This window comes from Burkholderia sp. YIM B11467 (genome assembly GCF_052952715.1).
In genome coordinates, this window is record NZ_JBQVSQ010000004.1 from 25,812 (window position 1) to 51,918 (window position 26,107).

The 26,107-nt window shown below is 66.7% G+C and carries 29 protein-coding genes and 1 pseudogene; 13 read left to right on the forward strand and 17 right to left on the reverse strand.

Annotated features, from left to right (window positions below; translation table 11 throughout):
* The first annotated feature begins 59 nt into the window (after positions 1–59).
* Both ACTRWB_RS15590 and ACTRWB_RS15595 read left to right on the forward strand, forming a co-directional pair.
* Positions 60–443, forward strand: coding sequence for a hypothetical protein (locus tag ACTRWB_RS15590; RefSeq protein ID WP_343492074.1), 384 nt, complete (start codon positions 60–62; stop codon positions 441–443).
* A 22-nt stretch (positions 444–465) separates the two neighbouring features.
* Positions 466–687 (forward strand): hypothetical protein, encoded by a 222-nt coding sequence (locus tag ACTRWB_RS15595; protein ID WP_446902393.1) that lies wholly within the window; start codon positions 466–468, stop codon positions 685–687.
* Positions 688–717: 30 nt separating this feature from the next.
* Here the strand turns inward: ACTRWB_RS15595 and ACTRWB_RS15600 are convergent.
* The 6 genes and pseudogenes from ACTRWB_RS15600 to ACTRWB_RS15625 form a co-directional block, all read right to left on the reverse strand.
* Positions 718–1,258 (reverse strand): annotated as a pseudogene (locus tag ACTRWB_RS15600) (GNAT family N-acetyltransferase).
* Positions 1,259–1,290: 32 nt separating this feature from the next.
* Positions 1,291–2,103, reverse strand: coding sequence for a DeoR/GlpR family DNA-binding transcription regulator (locus ACTRWB_RS15605; RefSeq protein WP_226800701.1), 813 nt, complete (start codon positions 2,101–2,103; stop codon positions 1,291–1,293).
* A gap of 34 nt (positions 2,104–2,137) precedes the next feature.
* The gene (locus ACTRWB_RS15610; RefSeq protein ID WP_446902394.1) at positions 2,138–3,112 is read right to left on the reverse strand and encodes an N-acetylglucosamine kinase; all 975 of its coding nucleotides are present in this window, start codon (positions 3,110–3,112) and stop codon (positions 2,138–2,140) included.
* Positions 3,109–4,281, reverse strand: coding sequence for an SIS domain-containing protein (locus ACTRWB_RS15615; protein WP_446902395.1), 1,173 nt, complete (start codon positions 4,279–4,281; stop codon positions 3,109–3,111). The genes ACTRWB_RS15610 and ACTRWB_RS15615 overlap by 4 nt, the downstream gene beginning before the upstream one ends.
* 22 nt (positions 4,282–4,303) lie before the next feature.
* A complete protein-coding gene (locus tag ACTRWB_RS15620; protein ID WP_446902396.1) occupies positions 4,304–5,599 on the reverse strand; it encodes a D-tagatose-bisphosphate aldolase, class II, non-catalytic subunit in 1,296 nt (431 codons plus the stop codon).
* On the reverse strand, positions 5,596–6,498 hold the full coding sequence (locus tag ACTRWB_RS15625; protein WP_446902397.1) for an EamA family transporter: 903 nt from the start codon (positions 6,496–6,498) through the stop codon (positions 5,596–5,598). Before ACTRWB_RS15625 ends, ACTRWB_RS15620 begins: the two co-directional genes overlap by 4 nt.
* A gap of 388 nt (positions 6,499–6,886) precedes the next feature.
* Here ACTRWB_RS15625 and ACTRWB_RS15630 point away from each other — a divergent pair, with 388 nt between their 5' ends.
* From ACTRWB_RS15630 to ACTRWB_RS15640, 3 genes are all read left to right on the forward strand, one after another.
* Positions 6,887–9,022 (forward strand): glycoside hydrolase family 36 protein, encoded by a 2,136-nt coding sequence (locus ACTRWB_RS15630; RefSeq protein WP_446902398.1) that lies wholly within the window; start codon positions 6,887–6,889, stop codon positions 9,020–9,022.
* Between the two features lie 107 nt (positions 9,023–9,129).
* The gene (locus ACTRWB_RS15635) at positions 9,130–10,011 is read left to right on the forward strand and encodes an endo alpha-1,4 polygalactosaminidase (RefSeq protein ID WP_446902399.1); all 882 of its coding nucleotides are present in this window, start codon (positions 9,130–9,132) and stop codon (positions 10,009–10,011) included.
* Positions 10,012–10,204: 193 nt separating this feature from the next.
* Positions 10,205–11,332 carry a porin gene (locus ACTRWB_RS15640; protein ID WP_446902400.1) on the forward strand — a complete coding sequence of 376 codons (1,128 nt, stop codon included), beginning with the start codon at positions 10,205–10,207 and terminating at the stop codon, positions 11,330–11,332.
* Between the two features lie 75 nt (positions 11,333–11,407).
* Here ACTRWB_RS15640 and ACTRWB_RS15645 read toward each other — a convergent pair whose 3' ends face one another.
* Complete coding sequence (locus tag ACTRWB_RS15645) at positions 11,408–12,526, reverse strand: alkene reductase (RefSeq protein ID WP_446902401.1); 1,119 nt, start codon at positions 12,524–12,526, stop codon at positions 11,408–11,410.
* Between the two features lie 228 nt (positions 12,527–12,754).
* Here ACTRWB_RS15645 and ACTRWB_RS15650 point away from each other — a divergent pair, with 228 nt between their 5' ends.
* The gene (locus tag ACTRWB_RS15650; RefSeq protein WP_446902402.1) at positions 12,755–13,756 is read left to right on the forward strand and encodes a cupin domain-containing protein; all 1,002 of its coding nucleotides are present in this window, start codon (positions 12,755–12,757) and stop codon (positions 13,754–13,756) included.
* A gap of 216 nt (positions 13,757–13,972) precedes the next feature.
* On the forward strand, positions 13,973–14,878 hold the full coding sequence (locus ACTRWB_RS15655; protein ID WP_048246522.1) for a LysR family transcriptional regulator: 906 nt from the start codon (positions 13,973–13,975) through the stop codon (positions 14,876–14,878).
* Between the two features lie 46 nt (positions 14,879–14,924).
* On the opposite strand, the gene ACTRWB_RS15660 is transcribed toward ACTRWB_RS15655, so the two are convergent.
* From ACTRWB_RS15660 to ACTRWB_RS15680, 5 genes are all read right to left on the reverse strand, one after another.
* Positions 14,925–15,641, reverse strand: a complete 717-nt coding sequence (locus ACTRWB_RS15660) for an SDR family oxidoreductase (RefSeq protein WP_446902403.1) — start codon at positions 15,639–15,641, stop codon at positions 14,925–14,927.
* 71 nt (positions 15,642–15,712) lie between these two features.
* Positions 15,713–16,381, reverse strand: a complete 669-nt coding sequence (locus tag ACTRWB_RS15665; RefSeq protein WP_446902404.1) for a peroxiredoxin-like family protein — start codon at positions 16,379–16,381, stop codon at positions 15,713–15,715.
* 274 nt (positions 16,382–16,655) lie between these two features.
* A complete protein-coding gene (locus tag ACTRWB_RS15670) occupies positions 16,656–17,198 on the reverse strand; it encodes a carboxymuconolactone decarboxylase family protein (protein WP_048246519.1) in 543 nt (180 codons plus the stop codon).
* Positions 17,199–17,338: 140 nt separating this feature from the next.
* Complete coding sequence (locus ACTRWB_RS15675; RefSeq protein ID WP_193102841.1) at positions 17,339–17,560, reverse strand: hypothetical protein; 222 nt, start codon at positions 17,558–17,560, stop codon at positions 17,339–17,341.
* Between the two features lie 65 nt (positions 17,561–17,625).
* Positions 17,626–17,889, reverse strand: a complete 264-nt coding sequence (locus ACTRWB_RS15680; protein WP_319022358.1) for an HPr family phosphocarrier protein — start codon at positions 17,887–17,889, stop codon at positions 17,626–17,628.
* A 289-nt stretch (positions 17,890–18,178) separates the two neighbouring features.
* Between ACTRWB_RS15680 and ACTRWB_RS15685 the strand changes: the two genes are divergently transcribed.
* Both ACTRWB_RS15685 and ACTRWB_RS15690 read left to right on the forward strand, forming a co-directional pair.
* A complete protein-coding gene (locus ACTRWB_RS15685) occupies positions 18,179–18,532 on the forward strand; it encodes a zinc ribbon domain-containing protein YjdM (protein ID WP_412025689.1) in 354 nt (117 codons plus the stop codon).
* A 43-nt stretch (positions 18,533–18,575) separates the two neighbouring features.
* Positions 18,576–19,412, forward strand: coding sequence for a spermine/spermidine synthase domain-containing protein (locus ACTRWB_RS15690; RefSeq protein ID WP_446902405.1), 837 nt, complete (start codon positions 18,576–18,578; stop codon positions 19,410–19,412).
* A gap of 33 nt (positions 19,413–19,445) precedes the next feature.
* Here ACTRWB_RS15690 and ACTRWB_RS15695 read toward each other — a convergent pair whose 3' ends face one another.
* Both ACTRWB_RS15695 and ACTRWB_RS15700 read right to left on the reverse strand, forming a co-directional pair.
* Positions 19,446–19,631, reverse strand: coding sequence for a ribbon-helix-helix protein, CopG family (locus tag ACTRWB_RS15695; protein ID WP_021158209.1), 186 nt, complete (start codon positions 19,629–19,631; stop codon positions 19,446–19,448).
* 86 nt (positions 19,632–19,717) lie between these two features.
* Complete coding sequence (locus tag ACTRWB_RS15700; RefSeq protein WP_446902406.1) at positions 19,718–20,476, reverse strand: YoaK family protein; 759 nt, start codon at positions 20,474–20,476, stop codon at positions 19,718–19,720.
* Between the two features lie 241 nt (positions 20,477–20,717).
* Here ACTRWB_RS15700 and ACTRWB_RS15705 point away from each other — a divergent pair, with 241 nt between their 5' ends.
* Both ACTRWB_RS15705 and ACTRWB_RS15710 read left to right on the forward strand, forming a co-directional pair.
* Positions 20,718–21,068: a hypothetical protein gene (locus ACTRWB_RS15705; RefSeq protein WP_129518418.1), complete on the forward strand. Its 351-nt coding sequence runs from the start codon at positions 20,718–20,720 to the stop codon at positions 21,066–21,068.
* Complete coding sequence (locus ACTRWB_RS15710; protein ID WP_048246513.1) at positions 21,065–21,277, forward strand: twin transmembrane helix small protein; 213 nt, start codon at positions 21,065–21,067, stop codon at positions 21,275–21,277. The genes ACTRWB_RS15705 and ACTRWB_RS15710 overlap by 4 nt, the downstream gene beginning before the upstream one ends.
* A gap of 308 nt (positions 21,278–21,585) precedes the next feature.
* On the opposite strand, the gene ACTRWB_RS15715 is transcribed toward ACTRWB_RS15710, so the two are convergent.
* A complete protein-coding gene (locus ACTRWB_RS15715) occupies positions 21,586–21,729 on the reverse strand; it encodes an HHHH-motif protein (RefSeq protein ID WP_446902407.1) in 144 nt (47 codons plus the stop codon).
* A gap of 424 nt (positions 21,730–22,153) precedes the next feature.
* On the opposite strand from ACTRWB_RS15715, the gene blaOXA reads away from it, so the two are divergent.
* Positions 22,154–22,945, forward strand: a complete 792-nt coding sequence (gene blaOXA / locus ACTRWB_RS15720) for a class D beta-lactamase (RefSeq protein WP_343492048.1) — start codon at positions 22,154–22,156, stop codon at positions 22,943–22,945.
* Positions 22,946–22,982: 37 nt separating this feature from the next.
* On the opposite strand, the gene ACTRWB_RS15725 is transcribed toward blaOXA, so the two are convergent.
* The gene (locus tag ACTRWB_RS15725) at positions 22,983–24,287 is read right to left on the reverse strand and encodes a HipA domain-containing protein (protein ID WP_446902408.1); all 1,305 of its coding nucleotides are present in this window, start codon (positions 24,285–24,287) and stop codon (positions 22,983–22,985) included.
* On the reverse strand, positions 24,277–24,561 hold the full coding sequence (locus ACTRWB_RS15730; RefSeq protein ID WP_193102825.1) for a helix-turn-helix domain-containing protein: 285 nt from the start codon (positions 24,559–24,561) through the stop codon (positions 24,277–24,279). Before ACTRWB_RS15730 ends, ACTRWB_RS15725 begins: the two co-directional genes overlap by 11 nt.
* A gap of 318 nt (positions 24,562–24,879) precedes the next feature.
* Between ACTRWB_RS15730 and ACTRWB_RS15735 the strand changes: the two genes are divergently transcribed.
* Positions 24,880–26,088, forward strand: a complete 1,209-nt coding sequence (locus ACTRWB_RS15735; RefSeq protein ID WP_446902409.1) for a hypothetical protein — start codon at positions 24,880–24,882, stop codon at positions 26,086–26,088.
* The last annotated feature ends 19 nt before the right edge of the window (positions 26,089–26,107 follow it).

Sequence of the window (26,107 nt, forward strand, 5' to 3'; positions counted from 1 at the left end):
GTCGTACCGGCTCTCGACGGGCAGGCAATCGGACAACGAGCTATTGACAGGAGTGCGAAATGGTAACGCTGCAAGTCGTCCAGAGTCTCGATGCGCTCACGAACGCAATTGAAGTCGCGGTTGAGCGGGCCGACTGGAGCGAGGCCGTCCGGGCCGCCGAGACACGTTTGAGGTTCGTGGCTGCGCTTGCGCCCGATCAACCGGACGAGGTTCTTGCGGCGCTCAGGAGAATGCAGGAGATCGACGTCCGGATCTCCACCGCCGCACGCGAAACGTTGCTGGCGCTCGTCGCCGAGGGCCGGATGGCGTTGCACGAGACCGGGGTGGCGACGAACGAGCTGAAGGCGCACCAGAGGTCGCTCGACGCAGGCGCTGCGGCATCGCGCTGTGTTTCTTCCCGCGCGGGCACGCGATTCGCTGCCCGGCCGGCCACGCGAGGCTGATATTCGTTTCCCAAGGGGTGACATGAGATTCAGAAAACGCACCAGTCATGTCGAGGCAACCCGGTGGTTCGTCGACGGCGACCATGACCGGGTGGAGCGCCATCAGGGCATGTGGGCGGTCGCGACGCCGGAAGGCTGGCGTGCGGTGATGCCGGGCGACTGGATCCTGCTCGACGAAAGCGGAAACTGCTGGCCGATGGACCACGGCCACTTCGAGCATTTCTACGAACCGGTGGCGGGGTGACTCGATTCCGGGCGGCCGGGACGCCCGCGCCTACCGGCTCTTGCGTGAAAACAGCAACGAATCGGCGTCATTGAAGCGGATCCGCGTCGGTTCGCCATACCCGGCTTTCTCCGCAACCCGGATCGACGCGACATTCGTCGGCGCGATCAGGCACACGCTGCGCTCGAACCGCTGCTGCCCGTCGAGCCATGCAAGCGCGGCCGCGAGCGCCTCGGTCGCGTAGCCCTTGCCGTGCGCCCACGCCGCGAGCGCCCAGCCGGCTTCCGGCACGCCGCGAATCGACGGTTCGACGATCCGGTGGAAATCCGCGAAGCCGAGGTCGCCGACATAACGGCCTGACGCTTTCTCGCGAATCGCCCAGTAGCCGTAACCGAGCAGCGGCCACAGCCCGCGATACGCGAGCATGCGCATCCACGAGTCGCGCGGCGCGGACGGCTTGCCGTTGAAGATGTGCGCGACGACCTCCGGCTCGGCCGCACATTGCGGCGAGCGCGTCGAAATCGCCGAGCGGATGGCCTTCGAGGACGAGGCGTGGCGTGTCGAGAACGGGCGGGGAAGAGACGGGCGGCATCGTGGTTTCCGGGGAGGCGTTGAATGGAACGGCTAGACCGTCAGCACGTCGATGCCGCGTTGCCGAAGGTCGTCGACCACAGCCGGATCGGCGCCCGTATCGGTGATTAGCATGTCGAGCTGCTCGACGCTCGCGATTACCGACAGGTTGCGCTTCATCAGTTTCGACGAATCGGCTACCGCGATCACCTGGCGCGAGATCTTCAGCATCTGCGCGTTGAGCTGCGCTTCGAGCAGGTGCGGCGTCATCAGGCCGATCTCGGGGTCGAGGCTGTCGACACCGAGGAACAGCCGGTCCGCGTACAGCCCTTGCAGCGCGACGACGGCCTGCGGACCCGACAGCGAATAGGAATTCGGCCGCAGCTGACCGCCCGGCATGATCAGGTTGATGTGCGGCGCGGCCGCGAGCAGCACGGCCACGTTGAGTGCATTCGTGATCACGTTCAGCGACTGCAGCTTCATCGCGAGGATCTGCTTCGCGATTTCCTCGGTCGTGCTGCCCGAGTCGAGCAGGATCGTTTCGCCGTCGCCGATCAACGCGGCAGCGGCCGTCGCGATCCGCACCTTCTCCGCGTGACGGAGCTTCTGCTTGACCGCGATCGGCACTTCGTCGCTCTCGCGCAGCACGAGCGCGCCGCCGTGCGTGCGCAGCACCGCGCCGGCCGCCGCGAGCGCATTCAGGTCGCTGCGCACCGTGACGAGCGAAATGCCGAAACGCTCGGACAGCTCCTCGACGGTGACTTTCTCCCGTTCGCGCACCAGTTCGCAGATCAGGCGTCGACGTTCCTCGACAAGCAGCGGCGCGTGATCGACGGCGGGCGATGGAGGCACTCGGTGAGCGGGCATGTCCATTTCGGCAAGACAGGGAGCCGAAATGATATCAAAACCCCTGCCCGGGCTGGAGCGCACGCAATGCCGACGGGCCGAGCGGCCGGCCCGCCAGCCGGGCCGCATGCACGGCCGCGCCGACATGCGGGCCGAGCCGCGGCGCGGTGAGCACGGCGTGCGGCACGACGCGGGTGAGCGCGTCGCGCAGCGGATCGAGCACGAGCGCACCCGCGTTGAACACGCCGCCCGAATACGACACGGGCAGCGGCTGGCCGGGCGGCCAGTCGAGCGTGCGTGCGACGCCGGCCGCGAGCCGCGCGAGTTCGTCGGCCGCGCGTTCGATCAGCGCATGCGCGTGCGCGTCGCCCGCGCGTGCCGCATCGATCACGAGCCGCGACAACTGCGCGAAGCGGCTGCGCACGGCGCCCGAATTCACCGCCGCGCACAGGTCGAGGTCGTGTTCGAGCGAGAAGTGCGCACGCACGATGTCGAACAGCGGCCCGCGCGCGGCGCGGCCGTCGGCCATCCGCGAGAACGCGGCGAGCCCTTCGCGCGCGAGCCAGTACGCCGAGCCCTCGTCGCCGAAGATCTCGCCCCAGCCGCCGCAGCGCGCGGTGCGGCCTTCGAGCTGCCCGTATGCGATCGACCCGGTGCCGGCGACGATGCTGATGCCGTCGCCGCCGGCCAGCGTGCCGGCCCAGCTGCACACCATGTCGTTGCCGATCCGGTAGCGGCCGTGGTCGAACAACGGGGCGAGCAGGCCGTCGAGTTCGGGCAGCAGGCGGCTGTCCTCGCCATAGGCGGGCAAGCCGGCGAACGCATACGCGATCTCGTCGCGCGCGACGTCCGCGGCGGCCAGCACCGCGTGCACGCCGTCGGCGAGCAGCGCGCGCAGCGCGTCCATGCCGATTTCGAGGTAGTAGCTGGTGGTCGTTTCATGGCGCGCGAGGATACGGCCTTGCTGGTCGATCACCATGAAGGCGGTTTTCGTGCCGCCGCCATCGATGCCGAGAAAGAGTGGAGTCATGTGGGCTGCCCCGCATACGGATGAATGGTGACGCCCGCCACGACACGGTTGACGGTGCCGGATGCGCTCGGATTGTCGGGTGTGAGCCCGAGCCGCAGCGATGCGAGCAGCGCGAAGCACTGCGCGAGAATCAGCGCAACGGGCGCGAGCGCGAGATCGGGCAGGCCAGGCGGTAGCGGCACGGTCAGGTTGTCGTCGGACGGCGGCAGCGTTGCGGTGCCGTCGGCCGGCGCGACGCCGACCGACAGTATGCCGGCCGCACGGTTTTCGCGCCGCAGTTCGCGCAGCAGGTCGAGATCGTAGCGGCGCGTATGCGGATCGCCGGACAGCAGCACGACGACGAGCGTGCGCTCGTCCAGGAACGTCTTCGGGCCGTGCCGGAAGCCGAGCGGGGATTCGGCCATCGCGACGATCAGCCCGTCGGTCAGCTCCAGCAGCTTCAGCGCGGCTTCGCGCGCAAGCCCGAGCAGTGCACCGCTGCCGAGATAGACGACGCGCTCGGGCAACTGCCGCACGTGCGCGGCGATCCGCGATGCCTGCTCGCGCAGCAGCGTGCGCGCGGCGTCGGCCAGCGGTTCGACCGGCATGCCGGTCACGTCGAAAGCCCAGGCCGCGCCGAGCAGCATGCCGCTGAAACTGGACGTCATCGCGAACGCCTGGTCGTGCGTGGCCTCCGGCAGCAGCACGACGTGCGCGCGCGGATGCGTGCCGAGGTGCCGGTTCAGCATGCCGTCGGCCGCGCATGTGAACACGAGGTGGTGGCAGCCGTCGACGAAGCGGTCCGCCAACTCGACGGCCGCGACGCTTTCGGGGCTGTTGCCCGAGCGCGCGAACGAGACGAGCAGCGTCGGCACGCCGGGCTGCAGCGTTTCGCCGGGGCACGCGACGATGTCGGTGGTGGCCACCGCTTCGACGCGGCCGCCGAAGCGGTGCCGCAGCGCGGGGACGAGGCACTGTCCGATGAAGGCCGAGCTGCCGGCGCCCGTCAGGACGATGCGCAGGCCGGGATCGGCGAGAAGCGGCACGAGAAATGCGTCGAGCGCCGCGCGTTGTGCGTCGACGACCGCGTGAACGTCGGGCCATACGTCGGGCTGCTGGGCGATTTCGCGCGCGGTGTGGGCGGCGTGGCGGCGGGCAAGGTCGACGGGATCGAGATCGAGAAATTCCATGAGCAGTTCAGAGGAGAGTCGGTCACGCGGCACACGCGTGAAGATACGGACGGACGGCGGCGGCCGTGCCGTCTTGCAACAGGGCGCCGGCACGCAGGTCGAGCCGCCCTTCGCGGACGGCCTCGTACTGGCGCGGCAGATGCTGGCTGACCAGCGTGAGCGGCGGCGGCGACGCGTCGAGACGCGCGAGCAGGTCGGCACACGCGCGCTGCACGGCCGGATGCGTCCAGTAGTAGCGGATCCGGTCGCTCAGGCTGTAAGCGAGGTCGAGATCGAGCTGTGTGCCGGCCGCGTAGTAGTCGCGCCAGTGCACGGGTTCGTCGCGCATCACGCCGAGCACGGTCGCGATGAAGCCGTCGTCGCCGCCGAGCCATTCGCGCTCGATCGCGGCGAGTGCCCACAGCGTTTCGCGCATCGCGAAGGTCACGCCCGGTCCAACCTTCAGGATCGCGAAGTGATCGCGCGCGAGTTGCGCGAGATTGTCGGGCGTCTGGTAATCGGTCGAATGCGCTTCGAACACGAGCGCGGGTTCGTCCTCGATGAACGCGCTCAGCGCGCGGGCCTTGCCGGCGTCGTAGTCGATGACCTGGTGATGATCGAACTCGACGCCGGGCTGTACGACCATCGCGATCACGCGCGACCACGCATCGTCGAGGCCCGCGCGCGCGAATGCGTCGCGGTGCAGTGCCAGCGTCGCACTGGCCGCGTCCGGCGCGGTGACGGCCAGCGCGTCGAGCGTCTCGTGCGCGCCGCCGGGCACCGGCACCTCCGTGCCGATCACGTAGACCGGCGCCTCGCCGCGCGGCGAACCGGCTGCCCACGCATGTTCGGCGGCGCGGCACAGGCGCACGGCGCGCGCCGCGATTTCGGCTTCGGGCAGCGGCGACGGATCGTCCGCGCACGACATCGAGCAGTCGAGATGCAGCTTGCGGAAACCGGCCGCGACGTACTGCGCGACCATCGTCTCGGCATTGTCCATCGCGTGCGCGGCCGGCAACCGGCGCCACGCGTTCGGACCCAGGTGATCGCCGCCGAGCAGGATCGCGTCGGGGCTCACGCGTTCGCGCCAGGCGATGTCGAACACGTAGCGGCGGAAGTCGTGCGGCGTCATCCCCGTATAGCCGCCGTCCTGGTTGACCTGGTTGCAGGTCGCCTCGATCAGCGCGGGGCGATCGAGCGCCGCGCATTCGCGCAGCGCCGCGGCGATCGCGACCGGATGCGCGGAGCACACGGACGGGATGCCGATCGCGGGCGTGCCGCGCGATGCGTGCCGGGGCGACTGTTTGTGACGGCGAACGAGATCGAGCAGGTAGTTCATGCCGATTCCCCCGCTGCGTTGGCAGCCGTCGCGCTTTCCGGCTGCAGCGCGAGCAGCAGCGCGGCCAGCAGTGCCAGCGCAATGCCCGTCAGCTTGCTGCCGGTCGGCGCCGTGCCCGTGACGGCCATCGAGATCACCGACGTCAGCAACGGCGCGCCCGCATTGACGAGCGGCGACACGACGATCGCCTTGCCGAAGCGGAACGCGTAGACGAGCGTCAGCGCGCCGATCGCGTTCAGCACCTGGATGACGGCGGCGAGGCCCGGGCCGCTGATCCCGTAGTTGATCGTCCGGCCGAAGTCGGTCATCCACAGCGCGAACGGCACGCACAGCAGGCCGGTCAGCGCCATGTAGAAGAAGATCGATTCCGCATCCATCGACGCGTTCGCGATCTTGATGAAGTACGCCTGCAGTCCCCACGCGACGAGCACCAGCAGTGCAAGCGCGAACCACAGCCCGAATCTGGCAGGCCCCTGGCCGGACTGGAAATCGAACAGCGGCAGCGAGCAGAGCGCGAGCACGATCCCGGCCAGGCCGAGCTTGCCCGTGCGTTCGCGCAGCAGCAGGAACGACAGCGCGATCGTCAGCGCCGGCGACAGCGACACGATCGGGAACACGAGGTACGGCGGCCCCGATTCGACCGCGCGAAACAGCAGCATCTGTCCGCCCGCGCCGAGCAGCCCGATGGCCAGCCCGAGCACGAGCGAGCGGCTGTCGTGCCGCACGCGCCAGCCGGCGCGCCCCAGCGCGACCAGCGCCGGCGGAATCATCGTGAACGCCCACACCACGTAGATCAGCGTATCGGGGAAGCCCTGTTCGGCGGGCAAACCGGTGAATGCGCCCCACACGCCCCACAGCAGGGTCGTGACGAGCGCGTGGACAAGCCAGGTGTTTTGCATCGGTCGCGTCTTTCGAAGATGGTTCGGAACCGTCGAATGCTTTCGTTTTGTCGCTGCACGAGCATAGCCGGAAGCAATCGATGGGCCACTCCCGGCGGTGTTTCACAAAGAAATGTCAGAGTAACTTGCCGGGAGCCGCCAATCTATGTTCTTTCGATATCTTTCGTTATTAGTGTAAACCACAAACGAAAGAAAGCGAAAGATGAACTAGATTGCCGATCTGCACGATGCGGATGTGTCGGCGCACGGCCCTTCTTCACGAGGAACCTCGTATGAACGCTTGCTTTTCCTTTCGATTTCTTCGGTCCGCCCGGTTTGCCGCCCGGCCCGCCCGGTGCGTGCCGGCCGTCGGCGGCGCCGGTGTGTCGCTTTGCCGCGAGGTGCGCCAATGACCACGCGGCGCGCGTTCGTGCAGTGGCTGGCCGCCGGCGCGGCGAGCCCGATCCTGGTCGGTATCGGCGTACGCGATGCCCACGGCGGCGAACCGCGGCGCGTCGCGCTGCGCGATGACCGGCTCGTGATCGAGTTCGACCCGGCGATGCGCTGCCGGCTGGCCGTCCGCCGAGGTGGCGGCGCGCGCGCGCTGACCCGTTTCGATGCGAGCGAGACGCTCGAACAGCTGATCGGCCCGGCCCCGGCGCCCACGCCGGACGGCCCCGCGCCCGACACGCGGCCGGTGCGCACGATCGACCGCTTCGCGATCGTCGACGCCGCGCATGCGGAAGTCGTGACCGCGTTCGGCGCGGGGCGGCAACTGCGGCTGGTCGGGCGCTCGGCGCACGGCTTCGAGAAGACGCTGCGCGTCACGTTGCTCGACGCGCGGCCGGGTGTTGCGCTGATCGACACGCAGTTTCGCAATGTCGGCGCGCAGGCGGCCGACATCCGCGCATGGAACGTCGGCGCGCACCGGTTGCTGCCGGCCGCCGCCGGCGCGGGCGGTTACTGGACCTATTCGGGCGCGAGCCATGCGGACCGGCGCGACTGGGTGCAGCCGGTGAAGGCCGGCTTCGACCAGCGCAATTTCATGGGCATGAACGCGTCGGACTACGGCGGCGGCACGCCCGTCGTCGACGTGTGGCGGCGCGACCAGGGCATCGCGCTCGGCCATCTCGACACCGTGCCGCGCCTCGTGTCGCTGCCGGTGAAGGCGGTGCGCAACGAAGTCGCGCTCGGCCTGCGCGGCGAGAAGACGGTGACGCTCGCGCCGGGCGCGACGCTCGACACGCCGACCGCGTTCGTGATGCTGCACGCCGGCGATTATTTCGTCGCGCTCGATACCTACCGCCAGATGATGGACGCGCAGGGGTTCCATGCGCCGCAGCCGCCGGCAAGCGCGTACGAGCCGATCTGGTGCGCGTGGGGCTACGAGCGCCAGTTCAGCCTCGACTACGTGCGCGCCACGTTGCCGAAGGTGCAGGCGCTCGGCTTCAAATGGGCGGTGCTCGACGACGGCTGGCAACGGCGGACCGGCGACTGGGTGCCCGACCGCGCGAAATTCCCGGCCGGCGAAACGGACATGAAGGCGCTCGTCGACGACATCCATGCGCGCGGGCAGAAGGCGCGGCTGTGGATCGCGCCGCTCGCGGTCGCACCGGGCAGCGACGAACTGCACGACAACACCGACATGCTGCTGCTCGACGCGGACGGCGCGCCGCAGGCGATCACGTGGTGGAACAGCTTTTATCTGTGCCCGGCCTACGAGAAAACCCAGGCACACATCGCCGCGCTCGTGAAGAAGGTGATCGGCGAGTGGGGTTTCGACGGGATGAAGATCGACGGCCAGCACCTGAACGGCGTCGCGCCTTGCTACAACCCCGCGCACCAGCACGCGCGGCCGGAGGATTCGGTCGAGCATCTCGCGGATTTCTACCGCGTGTTCCATGACGCCGCGCATGCGCTCAAGCCGGACGCCGTCGTCGAAGTGTGTCCGTGCGGCACCGCGTACGCGTTCCACAACATGCGCTATATCGATCAGGCGCCCGCGTCCGATCCGCTGTCGAGCTGGCAGGTTCGCCACAAGGGCAAGACGCTGAAGGCGCTGATGGGCGCGTCGTCCGCGTATACGGGCGACCACGTCGAACTGAGCGACGGCGGGCGCGATTTCGCGTCGGCGGTCGGCGTCGGCGCCGTCATCTCGACGAAGTTCACGTGGCCCGTCGATCCGAAGCCGAAGAACTCGTTCCTGCTGACACCCGAGCACGAGCAGGCGTGGCGGCACTGGGTCGGCGTGTACAACGCGCACCGGCTCGCCGAGGGCCGCTATCGCGGCGAGCTCTACGACATCGCGTTCGACAAGCCGGAGGCACACGTCGTGGAAAAGGACGGCGTGCTGCATTACGCGTTCTACGCCGACCGCTGGAGCGGCTCCATCGCGCTGCGCGGCCTGCAGCCCGACCGCTCGTACCGGATCGTCGACTACGCGAACGGCAATCGCACGGTCGGCCACGTCGCACCCGGGCAGGCCGCGATCACATTGCGCTTCGAGCATGCGGCGCTGCTGCGCGCCGAACCGCTCGACGCTTGAGCGTCACCTCGCATCACCCGGCATCATCTCGCGTCACCGAGCAACCCGGCAGTTCCGCAACCCGCAGTTCCATTCGTCATCCCGACCCCTCCACTGGAGAAGCATCGATGAAAAAAACCGTACGCAACCTTTCGTGTGTCGCGGCGCTCGCGCTGTGCGCATCGATCCTGCAGGCCTGCGGCGACGGGTCGTCCGACCCGCTGTCGTCCAAGGCCTTTGCCGCGACCCGTCCGGCCGCGCCGACACCCGCGCGTGTCGGCTCGCACTGGGCGCCCGTCGTATCCGACACGTGGCAATGGCAGCTCAGGGGCAAGCTCAACACGTCCTACGACGTGGCCATCTACGACATCGACCTGTTCGATACCGACCCGGCGACCATCGCGGCGCTCAAGCAGGCAGGGCGCAAGGTCGTCTGCTATTTCTCGGCGGGGAGTTCCGAGAACTGGCGGCCCGATTTTTCGAAGTTCAAGGAATCCGACCAGGGCAAGAAGCTCGACGACTGGGAAGGCGAGCGCTGGCTCGACATTCGTTCGAGCAACGTCCGGGACATCATGACGGCCCGCCTCGATCGCGCGGTGTCGAAGGGGTGCGACGGCGTCGAGCCCGACAACGTCGACGGTTATGCGAACGACACGGGTTTCCCGCTGCAGGACAGCGATCAGTATGCGTTCAACGTGTTCATCGCAAACGAGGCGCACAAGCGCAATCTGGCGGTCGGGCTGAAGAACGACGTCGACCAGCTCGTGGCGCTCGAGCCGTCGTTCGATTTCGCGGTGAACGAGGAATGCAACGAGCACAAGGAGTGCGGCGGCTACACGGTGTTCACATCGAAGAACAAGCCGGTGCTGAACGCCGAGTACGCGAGCAAGTACCGCACGCCGAGCGGGCAGCGCACGCTGTGCGATGCGGCGCGCGCCCTGAACATGCGCACGCTCGTGCTGGCGAAGAAGCTCGACGACAGCTACCGGTTCAGCTGCGAAGCATCCTGATCCGGTAGCGCCCGCCGCGACGGGCGAACCCGTGTGACTGATGCGCGCTCGCGTAAGCCGTGTGCCCCGGCGTGCGCGAGCGCGAGCATCACGATGCCGTGAACCGGCGCGGCCTGAAACCGATGCGCAACGCACGGCCGACGTTCTGCCGACGTCCGTTCATATCGATTCGCAGTACTTATTCATAGACACGATGAAAAATTGCATGCTGATTGCAGGCGCCGCCGTTGCGGCTTCGCTTTCCGTCGCCGCACGGGCGGAAGGATCGGTCACGCTGTACGGCACGATCGATACCGGAATCGCCTATCTGAATCACGCGGAAGGCGGGCAGTCGCGTGTGTCGATGTCGTCGGGCGCGCTGTCGTCGAACGAATGGGGATTGACCGGCAGCGAGGATCTCGGCGGCGGGATGAACGCGATCTTCACGCTGGAAAACAACTTCGACGTCGCGAGCGGCCAGCTCGACGGCGGGCGGCTGTTCGGCTCGAAGGCGTTCGTCGGTATCGCGTCCGACGCGTGGGGCAAGCTGACGCTCGGCAGGCAGAACGATCCCGTCACGGACCTCGTGCAGCCGATCACGGCCGACGCGTTCAGCGGGCTCTTCGCGCCGCCCGGCGACGTCGACAACTACGACAGCAGCGTAACGTTCAGCAACGCGGTCAAATGGACGGGCGCGGCATGGCACGGCGTGACGGTCGCGGCGATGGTCGCGCCGGGCGGCGTGGCCGGCGCGTCGGGATCGGGCCTCGTGTATTCCGGCGCGGTTGGTTATGCCGACGGTCCGCTGAGCGCGGCGGCCGGCTACCTGCACGTCGACAACGGTAATGCGATTCGTTCGACGCGCGGCGTGTCGTCGGCCGATTCGTTCTTCAAAAGCGCGGTCAGTCGCGCGTATGCGTCGGCCCGGTCGATCGGGATTGCGCGTGCCGGTGCGCAATATGCGATCGGCAACGTGACGGTCGGCGCGGCGTTCAGCTTCAGCGAATACCGTCCCGACGCGTCGTCGACGTTCGTGCATGCGGAGCGCTACAGGAACGGTTCCGCGTTCGCGCAATGGCAGGCGCAGCCGGCGCTGCTGGCCATCGTCGGCTACAACTTCACGTGGTCGGACGGCGATTCGTCCGCGCGTTATCACCAGGTCAACGTCGGTGTCGACTATCTGCTGAGCAAGCGCACCGACCTCTATACGACTGTCGGTTATCAACACGCGAACGGCTTCAACGGGAGCGGGCCGGCCCAGGCCGTGATCGGGTCGTACAACGTCGACGCCGGCACGAATTCGCAACTGCTCGCGATCGTCGGCATTCGACACCGGTTCTGAGCCTTCTGCCGGCCTGTGCGACGGCGAACGTGCGGATTTCCCGGACGCTCGCCCGCGCAAGCAGCCGCCCCCGCATCACGCCACCGCGGCTTCCCGATGAAACGGATAGTCCGTATACCCGCGCGCATCGCCGCCATAGAACGTCGTGCGGTCGTAGCGCGTCAGTGGCGCGCCGGTCCGGAGCCGTTCCGGCAGATCGGGGTTCGAGATGAACATGCGGCCGAAGGCGACGAGATCGGCGTGGCCATCCGCGAGGATCTGTTCCGCGTTGTCGCGCGTGAAGCCGCCGGCCGCGACGATCGTGCCGTGGAACGCCTGGCGCAGGTCCTTCGACGACACGTCGTGTTCGCTTGCGTCCGCGTTTTCCTCGTTGCCGCGAATCCGCGGCTCGATCACATGCAGATACGCGAGGCCGTAGTCGTTCAGGCGCCGCGCGACATAACCGAACGTCGCGTGCGGATCGCTGTCGGATACCGTGCCGTACGAACCGCTCGGCGACAGCCGCACCGCGACGCGCCCGGCGCCCCAGACGGACACCGTCGCATCGACGACCTCGAACAGGAAGCGCGCGCGATTCTCGATCGGGCCGCCGTAGGCATCGGTGCGGTCGTTCGCGCCGTCGAGCAGGAACTGGTCGAGCAGGTAGCCGTTCGCCGCGTGCAGTTCGACCCCGTCGAAACCGGCCGCCTTCGCGCGCTGCGCGCCGGCGCGAAACTGCTCGACGATGCCCGGGATCTCGTGCAGCGCGAGCGGACGAGGCTCGACGAGCTCGGCTTCGGTAATCCCGCCGTGCACGTCGCGAATCGCCGCATGTTCGAGCGAGCGCCGCGCGGACGGCGCGATGGGCGTCACGCCGCCCGTGTTGGCCGGATGCGCCTGACGGCCCGCATGCCAGAGCTGCAGGAAGATGCGCGCGCCTTTCGCATGCACGGCGTCGACGACCCGCTTCCAGCCGGCGACCTGGGCCTCGGTATAGATCCCCGGCGCATCCACGTACGCGATCGCGAGCGGCGAGATCGCGGTGGCCTCCGTGATCAGCAGGCCGCCGTCGGTCGCGCGCTGCGTGTAGTACTCGACGATCAGGTCGCCCGGCACGTTGCCCGGTTCGCTACGCATGCGGGTCACCGGCGCATGCACGACGCGGTGGTTGAGTGTGATGGGGCCGAGCTTCAGCGGATTGAACAGCTTGTTCATGGTGTTCTCCTTGGAACAGGTGTTGGACGACTCGATGTTCGTCCCGAACGCCGCGCGCCAGAAGGCCGGCCGCGGCGATAAAACCCATTCCGCAGCGGAATGGCCGGCAATAACGCGGCCCGCAACGCCGCCGCGCGCGATGACATCGGCTTCCCGCGCGATAATCGGAACTTCACGCGGCGTTTGTCGTACGCGCGCCGCACTTCCGATCCTTCTCCATCACTCGACATGACGCTCGAATCCGATTGGCTCAGCCGCTTCATCGCGCTCGTCACGGTCACGGGGAAGCTCGAAATCCGCTGCGCGTTCGGCGCGCCGTGGGCGGTCACGTACGAGCGGTCACCCGCGTGCGAGATCCCGTATCACGTCGTGCTGCGCGGCCGCGCGATCCTCGAGAATCCCGACGACGGCACGGTGCGCGAACTCGGCGGCGGCGATCTCGTGCTGTTGCCGCACAGCTCGCCGCACGTGCTGCACGACGGCAGCGGGCTGCCGCCGGTGCCGGCGATCAAGCGGCCCGGCGGTCACGTTTTCATCGGCGAGAACGCGGGCACGGGCGAGCGGCTGGACATGCTGTGCGGACGCTTCGTGGTCGCGCCGCCGCATGACCGGCTGATCCGGCGTCACCTGCCGCCGGATCTCGTCGTGCGCGCGGCGACGGACAGCCGGGCCCCCGACGCGCTGGCCGCCGCCGCGCGGCTGACCGCCCTCGTGGAACTGATGCGTGCGGAATCGCTCGAGCAGCAGCTGGGCGGCCTCGCGATCCTGAATGCGCTGTCGGCGGCGTTGTTCGCGCTCGCACTGCGCGCGGTCAGCGAATCGGGGCAGGCGCCGACCGGCCTGCTGGCGCTGGCCGGCCATCCGCGCCTCGCGCCCGCGATCGTCGCGATGCTCGACGATCCGGCGAGGCCGTGGACGCTGCCCGAGCTGGCCGCGCTGTGCAGCATGTCGCGCGCGACGTTCATGCGTCACTTCCAGTCGAAGCTCGGGCACTCGGCCGCCGACCTGCTGACGGACATCCGGATGAGCCTCGCCGCGAATGCGCTGCGCCAGCCGTCGGCCAGCGCGGAGGCCGTGTCGGCCGACGTCGGCTACCAGTCGGTCGCCGCGTTTCGCCGCGTCTTCACGCGCTGGGCGGGGATGACGCCCGGCGACTGGCGGCGTCAGTCGCTCGGTGACCGGCGCGATGCGGCGGCTCCGGACGATGGTGAGGCCGGCGACGCGGAGTAGGTCCGAAGCGGGCGGTTGTCCGCTCCGGTTGCGGTTGTCACGCTTGGGCCCGCCCGCCATCGGCCACCTAACTGCTGTCGTCCGACGCAAGGAACAGCGCGGCAGCCGCCGGTTCGACCCAGGTTCGCGCGAGCGTCGTACTACAATTTGCGCGAACGGCATCTCGACTGCCGGCATGGTCGTGCCGCCCGGCACCCGCACACGGAGAAGCAACGCATGGATCGACTCGCGGCAATGGAGACCTACGTCAGCGTTGTGGAAGCCGGTTCGTTCTCGGCGGCCGCGAAGCGGATGAATCTCGGCCAGCCGGCCATCTCGAAGTCGATCGCGCAGCTCGAGGAGCGGCTCGGCGTACGTCTGCTGCTGCGCTCGACGCGCGGGCTCACGACGACCGACGCCGGGCAGCGTTTCTACGAACACGCAAAGCTCGCGATCCGCGAGGCCGATCAGGCCGAGCACGTGGTGCGCGATGCGTCCGCGAGCCTGTCCGGCAAGCTGCGCGTGAGCGCCGCCGTGAGCTTCACGTGCCTGCATGTGCTGCCGCTGCTCGACACGTTCCTGAGCCGGCATCCCGATCTGGAGATCGATCTCGCACTCGACGACCGCAACATCGATCTGCTGGAAGAGGGCACCGACGTCGCGCTGCGAATGGGCGAACTGGTCGATTCGTCGATGATCGCGCGGCGCATTGCGCGCAGCCCGCGGCTCGTCGTTGGCACGCCGGCGTATTTCGCGCGGGCGGGCATTCCGAAAGCGCCGGCCGATCTCGCCCGTCACCAGGCGATCGTGTATTCGCAGCGGGGCGGCGGCGAAACCTGGTCGTTCAACCGGAACGGTGCCGAAGTCGCGGTGGCGGTTTCCGGGCGCCTGCGTGTCAGCGCGGCCGAAGGAATGCGGACCGCCGTGATCGCCGGCATGGGGCTGGCAGTCGCGTCGCGCTGGATGTTCTCGCCCGAACTCGCGTCCGGCGCGGTGCAGGCCGTGCTGACCGACTGGGAACTGCCGCCGATCGACCTGTGGGCCGTGTTTCCGGCCGGCCGGCTCGTGACGGCCCGCGCCCGCGCGTTCGTCGAATTCGTCGAACAGACGCTGGCGGACGGCGAGCCCGCATCGGCGCAATGACGGCGGCCGGGCAGGGCCGCCGTTTTCTCCGACCCTTGGTCGCCGCTCAGAACGGTGCCTTGCCGATCGACGCGCCGCCGTCGACATAGAGCGTCTGCCCCGTCATGAAACCGGCATCGTCCGACAGCAGGAACGCGATCGCCGCCGCGATTTCGTCGGGCTTGCCGAAGCGCCCCATCGGGACCGCGGCGAGATAACGCTGCTCGCCTTCGCTGCCCGGTGCATTGTTGGCGCGGAACAGTTCCGTTTCCGTCGGCCCGGGCGCCACCGCATTGACGGTGATGCCCGTGTTCGCGAGTTCCAGCGCCCACGATCGCGAAAAGCTCACCAGCGCGGCTTTCGCCGCCGCATACGCGGTGCGCTGCACGATGCCGAGCACGGTCAGGCTGGAAAGGTTGACGATGCGCCCCCAGCCGCGCTCGCGCATGCCGGGCAGCAGTGCCTGCACGGTCTGGACGGCCGGATGCAGGTTCAGCGCGAGTACGTCGTCGAGGTCGCCGAGCGTCACGTCGCCGACGGACTGCGGGCGCACGAGGCCGACATTGTTCACGACGCCGTCGATCGCGTGCCGCTGCACGAGTGCTTGCAGCACGGCGCCGGTCGCGCGGCTGTCGGCGAGATCGACGCGAACGAGTTCGCCCGGGAACTCCGCGTCGTCGCGTGCGAGGCCGATGACGCGATGCCCGGTGCGCACCAGCCGTTCGGCAAGCGCGCGTCCGATCCCCTTGGTCGCGCCGGTGACGAGAAAAGTGCGTGCGGTCATGAAGGACTCCAGATGAAACGGGAAAACAGAAAGCGCCGCCGCGCCACATGCGGTGGCGCGGCGGCGCGCGATCATGCGTGCACGGCTTTTTCGATGACGGGGAACATGTCCGACGGATCGGGGCGATGCGTGTAGTCGGGATTGACTTCCGAGTACAGCACGATGCCGTCCTGGCCGATCACGTAGCGTGCCGGCATCGGCAGCGTCCAGCCGGAATCGTTGTTGAATGCCGGCAGGTCGTTCTTCAGCATCGTGTACAGGTCGACCAGATAGTCGGGCAGGTTGAAGCGCAGGCCGAACGCGGCGCCCGTCTCGCCGTGTGCATCGACCAGCACGGGGAAGCCGAGATGATTCGTGCGGACGGACTTGCGACTGTTGACGGCCGTTTGCGGCGAAATCGCGACCACGTTCGCGCCGAGCGCCTGGAGTTGCGGCAGCGCTTCGTTCAGCGCCTGCAGTTCGAGGTTGCAATACGGGCACCAGACGCCGCGGTAAAACGTGACGACGAGCGGCCCCTTCGCGAGCAGGTCGACGGACGACACGTCGTTGCCGTCCTGGTCCTTCAGGCGGAACGTCGGCGCGCGATCGCCGGCCTTGATCGCACGGGCGGCCTGGCCGCTCGCGATCAGTTCGGCCGTCGCGCGTTCCATGATCGGGTGGATTTCGGGCGGCGCGTGGTACGGCGGCTTGCCCGCCTTGAAGTCGGCCTTGAATGCGTCGAGCTTGTCCTGGAGCGACATGGCGAATCTCCTGTGAATGAATGGATGTCGGGTTGCGTGGCTGACGAGCGATCGGCTCGTCGTGGAACCCATCTTCGGCGAAGCGCTGTCGCGTCGGTAGCGGGCGCGCACGCATAACTTCCATTCCCGGCGGGAATGGCGGCTGCGAATCCTGCGTTGCGGCGATGATCGACGCAGGACGCCCGTCGCGGCAACGGGGCCGGGACGGGCGCGGTCGAAACAGGGATGGGAATCGGCATCGGGACGCATGCCGCCCCGATGCCGGCGATACCGCTTACTTCACGGGCGGGAAATCGACGACCGTGTCGTTGATGCGGTTGAACGTGTTGGTGAAGATCGTCAGCGCGATCGCGAGCGAGATTTCCGCGAGTTGCGCATCCGTGTAGCCGGCTTCGCGGATCGCCGCGAATTCGTCGTCGGTGATCGTGCCGCTGGTCCGTTGCAGGTTCAGCACGAAGCGGATCAGCGCGTCGCGCTTTGCGTCGCCGGTGCCCGGCTGGCCCGAGCGGATCGCGCGCAGCGCGTCGGCCGACAGGCCGGTCATCTTGCCGAGCAGGTTGTGCGCGGCGACGCAGTAGTCACACCCGGTGTCGGCGCTGACCAGCAGCTTGATCGTTTCGAGATCCTGCTTGCTCAGCGTGCCGCCGGCGAGCACGCCTTCGGCGTTGAGCACGGCTGCAAGCGCGTTCGGCGCGAGATGGCCGACGGCGGCGAACAGGTTGGGGACGGTGCCGCCGGCGACCTTGCGGACTTGTGCGTACACGTCGGCGGTTGCGCCGGTGGCGGATTCGATGGCGGGGATGGCGATGCGGCTCATGACTGGCTCCTTGACTGGAAAGTTGAGGCCCGTTCGTTCGGGGTGACTCCACTTTAGAAGCGCAGGCTGATCCTCGTAAGACGCAAAATCGCCAAATCGATGCTCAAAAGTATCAAGCTGATTGGCGCGCGGCGCGCGACCTACTTCCGGCTTTTCAGGAAGGTCCGACCTTCGGGCGTGATCGACGCGCCGGAACGGCCGTGTGCGGAATGGCTGACGAAGCCCGCGTTGACGAGTTCCCGCGCGATCGACCAGCCGAGCGCCGGCGCATCGCGTCCGTAGCGAACATCGGCGAGGCGTTCGAGCGCCCAGATGGCGGAGGCTGACAGGTTCGGGGCGTTTGACGTGAAGTTGTCGCTCATCGCTTCCTCGTGGAATGGAGATTCGGGGATGGACGGCGCCATGCCGTGCCATCGCGTCGCGCGGGTCAGCGCGCTTGCAGCAGGGGCAGCAGCGCCTGAAGCGCCGCTTCCTCGTCGGGGCCGGTGGCCAGCACCTGCGCGGATGCGCCGCCATGCACCTGCAGCGACGCGATTGCCGTGTCGTCCTTCGCGTTGCCGCTTTGCCCGTTCGCGATCATCAGGATGTCGCTTTCGAAGCCGCGTGCCGCTTCGACGGTCGCGTTTCGTGCGGTGCCGCCGCGGTTGCGGTTCCACGCGGGGCCGATTTCAACGTACACAACGGTTGCCACGATGTCGGATAGCCTCTGGACGGGTCGTCGGGATCAGTGCGCGGCGCCGATCGGGTAACCGGGGCGTGCCATCTTGCTTGAATTTGCTGGCAATCTCGGTGAAATCGCTGGCAAGTCCGATGAACGGCAGGAAGTGAGGGATTATAATACAGCGGGCAATATATGTGTATTGCATTATAATGCCGTGTGCGCCGATGCCGGCCTGCCGACCCGTCGGCACGCGCGTCGATGCCGCCGGGGCGACGTGCCTGCTCGCCCGGCATTGTTTCGATCGACTCAACTCCCCCGAATGGAAGCCGCAATGAACGCCCCCGCCTGCCCGCAATGCGCGATGGAAAACACTTACCCGGACGGCACGCTGACCGTGTGCGCCGACTGCGGCCATGAATGGTCGGCCGGCGCCGGTGCCGAAGCGGGCGACGAACCGGCGGGCGACGTCGTCAAGGACGCGAACGGCAACGTGCTGTCGGACGGCGATTCGGTCGTGCTGATCAAGGACTTGCGCGTGAAGGGTTCGTCGATCACGCTGAAGATGGGCACCAAGGTCAAGAGCATCCGGCTCGTCGGCGGCGATCACGAAGTCGACTGCAAGACCGACATGGGCGGTTTCATGCTGAAGGCCTGCTATCTGAAGAAGGTCTGAGCGCGCACGCTTCGCTCAATCGTTTGCATCTGGCTACCCGGGCATGGCAGAGGATCGCACTTCCTACGACGCGTTTGTCGAATTTCTGTCGACGCCACTGAACGACGGGCGGCCTTTCGTGCTGGAGACGCGGCACGCGCTGTCGCTGCACTTCGATCATTTCGGCACGCAGAGCTTCATGTCGCTCCGGGATCCGATCCGGCTCGAACTCGGCTACACGCGTGTGATGATGGGCTTTCTGCTGCTGCAGCCGGCGCCCGCGCATATCTGCATGCTCGGGCTCGGCGGTGGCTCGCTGGCGAAGTACTGCTACCGGCACCTGCCCGGCGCGGCGATCGACGCGGTCGAGATCAACCCGGACGTGATCGCGCTGCGCGACGTGTTCAGGATTCCTGTCGATGATGCGCGATTCGCCGTGGTGTGCGCCGACGGCGCGGATCATGTGACACGCTCGGACATCAGGACGGACGTGATCCTGCACGACGCATTTGTCGCGGACGGCACGCCGGGCCGGTGTACCGGCGCGGCATTTCTCGACGCGTGCCGCGAGCGCCTGAGCGAAGCCGGCGTGCTGGCGATCAACCTGATGGACGACGATCCGGCACTGCCGCGGCATCTCGAGCAGCTGCGATCGGTGTTTGGTTCGTCGTATGCGCTGGTGCCGTGCGGCGACGACAACAACTTCGTCGCGTTCGCGTGGAAGGGCAACCAACGGCTGCCGTCGCTGCGCATCCTGCTCGAACGCGCGCTCGCGTGTGTGCAGGCCGGCGAACTCAAGCTGGCGGCCACCGCGAGACGCATGAAGGACGGGGAAGGTGTCGATCCGCAGCGGCTGGTGTGGCGTGCGCAGTCGCACGGGCGATGGGAAATCGGCGCATAAGCGGCGCCGGTGGTGCGGCCCGTGCGGCCGCACTTACTTCACGCGCTTGCCGAGCGCGCTTTTGGTCTTGTACGTCACGCCGTGCCGGTCGAGATACTCGCGGATCAACTGCCGTACGACTTGCGACGGCGTGAGATCCTGCTCCGCGCAGAGCATCTCGAAGGCTTCTTTCTTCGCGGGGTCGATCAGGACGGTCAGGCGGGCGGTTTTCGTTTCCATTGCAGGGCGCGGGTGGTCGGTATGTTAATCAAATTATAATCGATCCGCCTGGCGGGTTACCGCCGAAAGTGCCGCCCTGCGCGCGCTCAGCGTCTGCCGCGGCGCAACGCGAGCAGGTCGTCGATCACCGGCACGATCGCGAGCGTGACGAGCAGGGCGGCGAGCGGCACGGTCGACACGTAGCCGACATGCTTGAAGCCGATCGCGCCGGCCAGGCCGCCGACGAAGAACGACGCGAGCATCGCGCCGTGAATCCTCAGTTTCGAGCGGTTGGCGATGACCGCGTGCGCGTCGACGTCGACGGCCGACCGGTTCCAGTAGAACAGCTTCCCGAGCTCGATGCCGAGGTCGGTCACGATGCCCGTCATGTGCGTCGTGCGGATCTCCGCGCCCGACAGCTTGGTGATCGTCGCGTTCTGCAGCCCCATGATGAAGCACAGCAGCGTCACGGTCACCGGCACGAAGAATGTCTCCCACAGCGCGAGGTGGCTGCCGAGCAGCCCGAACAGGAGCAGCAGCGCGGCTTCGACGAGCAGCGGCAGCATGAACTGGCTCTGCAGGCCGCGGCGGCGCCCCCAGTTGACGAGGATCGCCGAGCAGCTGGCACCGATCAGGAACGACCCCAGCGAGCTGACGCCGGCCAGTGCGAGCCGCACGTCGCCGAGCGCCGTCTGGTCGGCGATCGCCGATACGATGCCGCTCATATGCGACGTGTATTGCCTGACCGCGAGGAAACCGCCGGCATTGGCCGCGCCGGCGACGAACGCGAGCGAAAACCCGAGCTGGCGGTTCGCGGTCGCGCTGCGGTGTTTTCCCGTCAGGTTTCGAAAGTACTGCGCTGGCATAGGGGCTTCGCTCAATCGCCGCGGGTTGCGGGCACGGACGGGAAGACCGGCGCCGGACGGCCGCGCGGGCAGGCCGCTCGCACACGTCGCCAAGTCTCTCGAATCATGTGACGAACATGATAATGTCATTATCATACTCTGTTGGCCCGATGGGGCTTTCAGTACAATGTGTGCGGCGCGGCCTGCCCGCGGCTTCGCTGCCGCACGGCCCGCCTTCGCGATGACTTCGACCCACCGTTTCATGACCCCGACCAAGTTCATTCTTCGCTACACGGCGATCCCGTTCACGGCCATCGTGGCCGTGGTGATCTGGACTGTCATACCATCGTCGAAAGAGATCGATGCGAGACAATATGCGGCGCTGTCGCGTGCGTACGCGAGTTTCCCGCTGCCGTTCCGGCGCGAGATCTCGGAAGCGATTGACCATGGCCGGATCAACGACCGGCGCTACCAGACGCTCGTGCGCGATTCGCTGGGCAACGGCGTCGCGCTGGACTGGCCGGCGTCGGGCGTCGGCAACCTCGCCGACGAACGGCAAAAACTGGCCGAACTGATTCAGGCCGATTCCGATCTTCAAGGGCAACACCAATGAAAACTCTGCTGGTTTCCGTGGCATTCGCGCTGATCATCGCGAGCCTGATCTTCGCGCTGTATTTCATGAATCACGATCGCGGGAAATCCAAGCGGATGGCGTGGTCGCTCGCGGCACGCGTCGGGCTGTCGGTCACGCTGTTCCTGTCGCTGCTGATCGCGTACAAGCTCGGCTGGATCGAACCGACCGGGTTGCCGATCGGGCGTTGAGCGGGGTGCGCCCCGTTGCGTGCGGGGCGTTCTGGAAAATGGAAGTTTGATTCTGTAATCGTGATGTTGTGATAAGAATACTTATCCCGATAAGTGGATATTGTTGTCACGCGGTTCATCCGGCAAGCGTATCCATGCACCGCGGCGCGACCGCAGGCGCCCTGAGCAGTGAATGACTATTGCGGAACCCGTAACGGTTTGAGCTGCCGCTCTCCCGCCTGAAATGAAAAAGCCGATCCCGTGAGATCGGCTTGCGGTGACTGTTTTCCCGGGCTGCTGGTACGTGTTGCTACCGAGCGTCGGGCGGATCAGCGGACCCAGTGGCAGGTGCGATGCAGATGATGCAAGTGGCAGACCTTGTGGGGGCTCGCCTGCGCCGCCTCGGGTGCCAGTGCCGCAAAGGCGGCAGCCGAAACCAGACCGACGAGCAGCAGTGCTTTCGCTCTTTTCATCGCGCTTCTCCAATGATGTAGCAGTTGTTAGTGGTGACGATTCCGTCGCGGCAGACATCACGCTGAAGTCTGGCTCCTGCCTGACTCGCGCGACTTGGAATCCATGCTACTTGGCCCCGCGCAGCGAAAATTGAACGATTGTCACCCTTGGGGATTCGCGATGAACAGTGTGCGGCAAGCGTCATTTCCGCTCGGAGAGGGTGATGCAGCCCGGGATGTCGGCAGCCCACGAAAATCACGTCGGGAGGTCGAAAGCGGCCCAGTGGGAATCAAGAACCGCGAACACAAATCGTCGACAAACCGAGCACTGGTGATTGCGGCGAGCGAAATAGGCGCGGAGCGAAATGCTATCATTGCCAGCCCCCTGATTGCCTGACCGAGCTCGGTCTGGACATGATGGAATTTTGAAGAGGACTACACAAGATTGAATCGACGTCGCTTTTTACTTGCCTCTTTCGCCACGGCCGCGGTTTCAAGTGGCGCATTTGCTGCTGCGCCTGACGGCGAAACCTGGGGCAAATATTTTACCGAAGCCAACGCACAAGGAACGCTTGTCGTAGCCGACCTGAGAGGTGGAAAGGAAGTGGTCTTCGTGCACGACAGGGAGCGCGCTGCGCAACGCCTGTCACCCGCGTCGACCTTCAAGATTCCCCACAGCCTGATTGCGCTCGACGCCGGTGTGTTGCGCGACGAGTTTCAGATCATTCCCTGGGACGGTGTAAAGCGTCCTATCGACGCGTGGAATCACGACCAGGACTTGCGTTCTGCCGTACGCAACTCGGCTGTCTGGGTTTTCGAGCGCTTTGCAAAGGAAATCGGTCGAGAAAAAGAAGCCGCATATATGCGGAAGATTCCCTACGGGAATGCGCTTTCAAGTGGCGCGGAACCGTTCTGGGTCGACGGGGATCTTGCAATATCGGCTCAGGAACAGGTCGCTTTCTTGCGCCGTCTCTACAACAACACCTTGCCGTTCCGCGTCGAACACCAGTTGATAGTCAAGGATGTCCTGATCAATGAGGCGGGTCGAGACTGGATTCTTCGCGCAAAATCCGGGTGGAGCGGAAAGATCGGCTGGTGGGTGGGGTGGGTTGAATGGCCTGACGGCCCGGTATTCTTCGCGCTCAACATCGATACGCCGAACCGGATGGAAGACTTGCCAAAGCGCGAGAAAATCGTCCGCCAGGTATTACGGTCTCTTGACGCATTACCGAGCTGAGGCTTGCCGACACGAGTCAGCAAGCAATCGTAGCCGCCTATCCCTGCGTCCGGCGAAGCGCGCGGCTCATTTCCGCGATCGGCATCGCGGCAATCGAGTTCAGCAGGCGGATTTCCCCGGCATCGGGGCGCGCGATTTCCCTGACTTCATCGAGCGTCTGCGCGACATTGCGCTCGAGCGGTTCGAGAAAACGCTGAAGCTCGTTTTCGGCTGCCTTCTCCTTGAGCCCGAGCGCGTTGCCGAATGCGATCAGCGCGCCCGTGTCGATGTCGGAGAAGCGCGTCGCCGCGCCGAGCGGCATCGTCAGTTCACAGTGCGGCCAATGATCGCCGCGATGGTCGGGGCGGTGCGTGGGCGTGTGATAGACGACCGTGCTGACGATGTCGTAGAACGGCGCAAGGCGGTAACCGCGCGCGTCGACGAAGAACGACAGGTTTTTCAGGTGCGCGTCGGCATTGCCCACCACCACGTTGAAAATCGACCAGCGGAACACCGACAGGCGCGCCAGCGCACGCGTGCTGGTCTGCGCGATCGCGCGGCCGAGTTCCGCCGCGTTCGCGCGCTGGTACTTGAAGCCGCGATCGTAGTTGAGCAACTGCATCGCATCGATCGTGTGCAGGCGTCCGGCCGGCTCCGCCGCGGTATCGCGGTCGAAACGGTCGATCACGTAGCACGCGGACGGCGCGCGCAGAAAATGCACGTCCGGAACGTCGAGGCCCATCCGCTTCGCGAGCTTCATGCAGAAGAACTCGTTGATCGCCGAATGCGGGTAGCCGGCGGCGCGCATGTCCGGCTTCAGCAGATGCATCGACGGTTCGCTGCCGACCGGTTCGAACAGCGCGTAGTCCGGCGCGTCGCCGCGCAGGATCAGCAGCAGTTTCTGCTGCGCGCCGGCCGCCGACATGCGCTTGGGCGCGGTGGCCGTCAGCGCGCGCTCGGGCATCGCCTGGATGCGGCGTTCGAGCTCGTCGAGCGCAAGCGGCTGCATGCTGCCGAGCGCTTCCTGCTCGCCTTCGGCCAGCAAGGTGAGCGCGCCGGCCGATTCGCGCCCGAAGTATGCGAGCAGGCCCCACGCGTCGGCGGCATCGACCTTCGCCTCGCGCGCGAGCGACGTCCGCATGCCTTCCTCGGGCAGCAGGTTGTCGAAGAACCACTGGACCGGGCGATCGGTTGAGCTGTCGGTGAAGGCGCCGGCGCGCAGCGCGAAAGCCGGCGACAGCGGATACGCGCGCGGCGAGGCCAGCCACTGCGCGTCGTACGTGAACGACCAGACGCCTTTGTCGTCGGTCAGCGTGCCCATGCGCAGCCCGTTCGCGGACGCAATCAGCGTTCTAGTCGCCATGGCGGCTCCTGCGGCGTTGAGCGGCCTTGAGCGCGTTTTCCGCTGAAATCTCGATGGACGACTGCGCGAGCAGGTGCACGCCCAGTTCGCCGAGCAACTGCAGCACCTTGCCGATCTGCGCGGTCGGCTTCCCGGCTTCCACCTGGCTGATGAACTTCGGCGAGAGCCCCGTTGCGTTCGCGAGTTCGTCCCGCGTGAACCCCTGCTGGAGCCGCGCCGCGCGGATGAGGTTGGCGAGCGCGCCGATCGTGTTGACGGACAGGGTCTCCGGCATGACGTTCTCCGTGCTTCGTATCTGATCGGGAACAGTATTGCACAACTCGCGGGTGCAGGCATCGATTCGTATCCGAACGGAAACGAAAATGGAGATTGGGCTATGGATCGGCTGTTTCGTACCCGATCGGGAACCGGATGTGATGGAATCGGGGTCGACGGCGTTTTCGTATCCGGGCGGATACGCGCTTTGAGCGTCCCGAAAGGGACGGGGGCGGCGCGCGTCGACATGGTTAGAATGACCGCGGCGCATGCGCCATGCCGTGGCGCGACCCTTGCCTGACTGGAACCCATGACCGTACAAGAACTGGAAAAACGGATGCGAAGCCTGTTCGAGGACGACAGCCTCGAAGTCTTCGGCGACACCGGCTACAGCATTTCCTTCGTCGTGCCCGGCAAGGTCGGCGACGTCAAGGCCGCGCTGCTGGCCCGCACGGATCCGGCCGGATGGGACGGCGAGGCGGTGCACTGGTTCTACCGGTGCGACGACGAGGACTGGGCGCTGTATCTGCGCTCGATCCCGCATGCGGTGTTCTGTATCGCGACCGTGCAATCGTTGCATGCGCTCCACCTGCAGCAGCATCTGGATGCATCGGCGGTTACGCCGGAGCAGCAGGCGATCTACGATGCCGAGGAGGCGCAACGCCAGCAGGAGGCCGACGCGCGGCAACGGCGCGACACGCGGACCGAGCCGCTGGCGCCGCTCGGCGGACCGTTCCACAGCGATGGCGAACGCGTATGGGCCCGCGTCGGCAGCGGGCATCGGTATCGTGCGCTGAACAATTTCGATCTCGGCAGCTTTCGGCATCTGGTCGACAACTTTGCCGTCGATGCGTCGGGGCTGCGCTACTACGCGAGCGGCGCCGCGTTCAGCTACGACGACGAAGGCGACGGGCTCGTCGCCGATGGCGATGCCGCGACGCTGGAATCGCTGGGCGGCGACTGGTATCGCGATTCGCGGCAGGCCTACTATTTCGGCACCGATATCTACGGTCTCGGCGAACGCTACCTGACCGTGGTCAAGGCCGATGTCGCCAGTCTGACGACTATCGGCGGCGCGTATGCGCGGGATGCGAAGCACCTGTTCTGCGCCGGCGTGCGCAAGCGCGGCATCGACGATCCGGCCGGCGTGGTCGGCCTCGGCTACCGGTATGCGCGGCTCGGCGCGCAGATTCTTTACGACGGCAAGATCGTGACCAAGCCGGGGCACATCGACGTCGAGACCGCGCGCGGCGTTTTCCACGACGTGCTGATCGACGATGACGGCCACGTGCTGTGGGGGCAGAACTACCGCAAGCCGCTGCCCGGGATCGATGCCAAAAGCCTGCGGTTCCTGACGCGGTTCTTTGCGGTCGACGACCATCGCGTCTACTACCGGACCAACACGAATCTGGCCGTGTGCGAAGGCGTCGACCGCGCGAGCGTGGAGGTCGTATCGTCGATGGGTATCCGCGATCGGGACGGCCTGATCGATATCCGGTATCCGGAAGGCATCGTGCGCGTACCCGATCCGTCGACGGAATCGTGATGGCCTCGCCCGGCGCGGT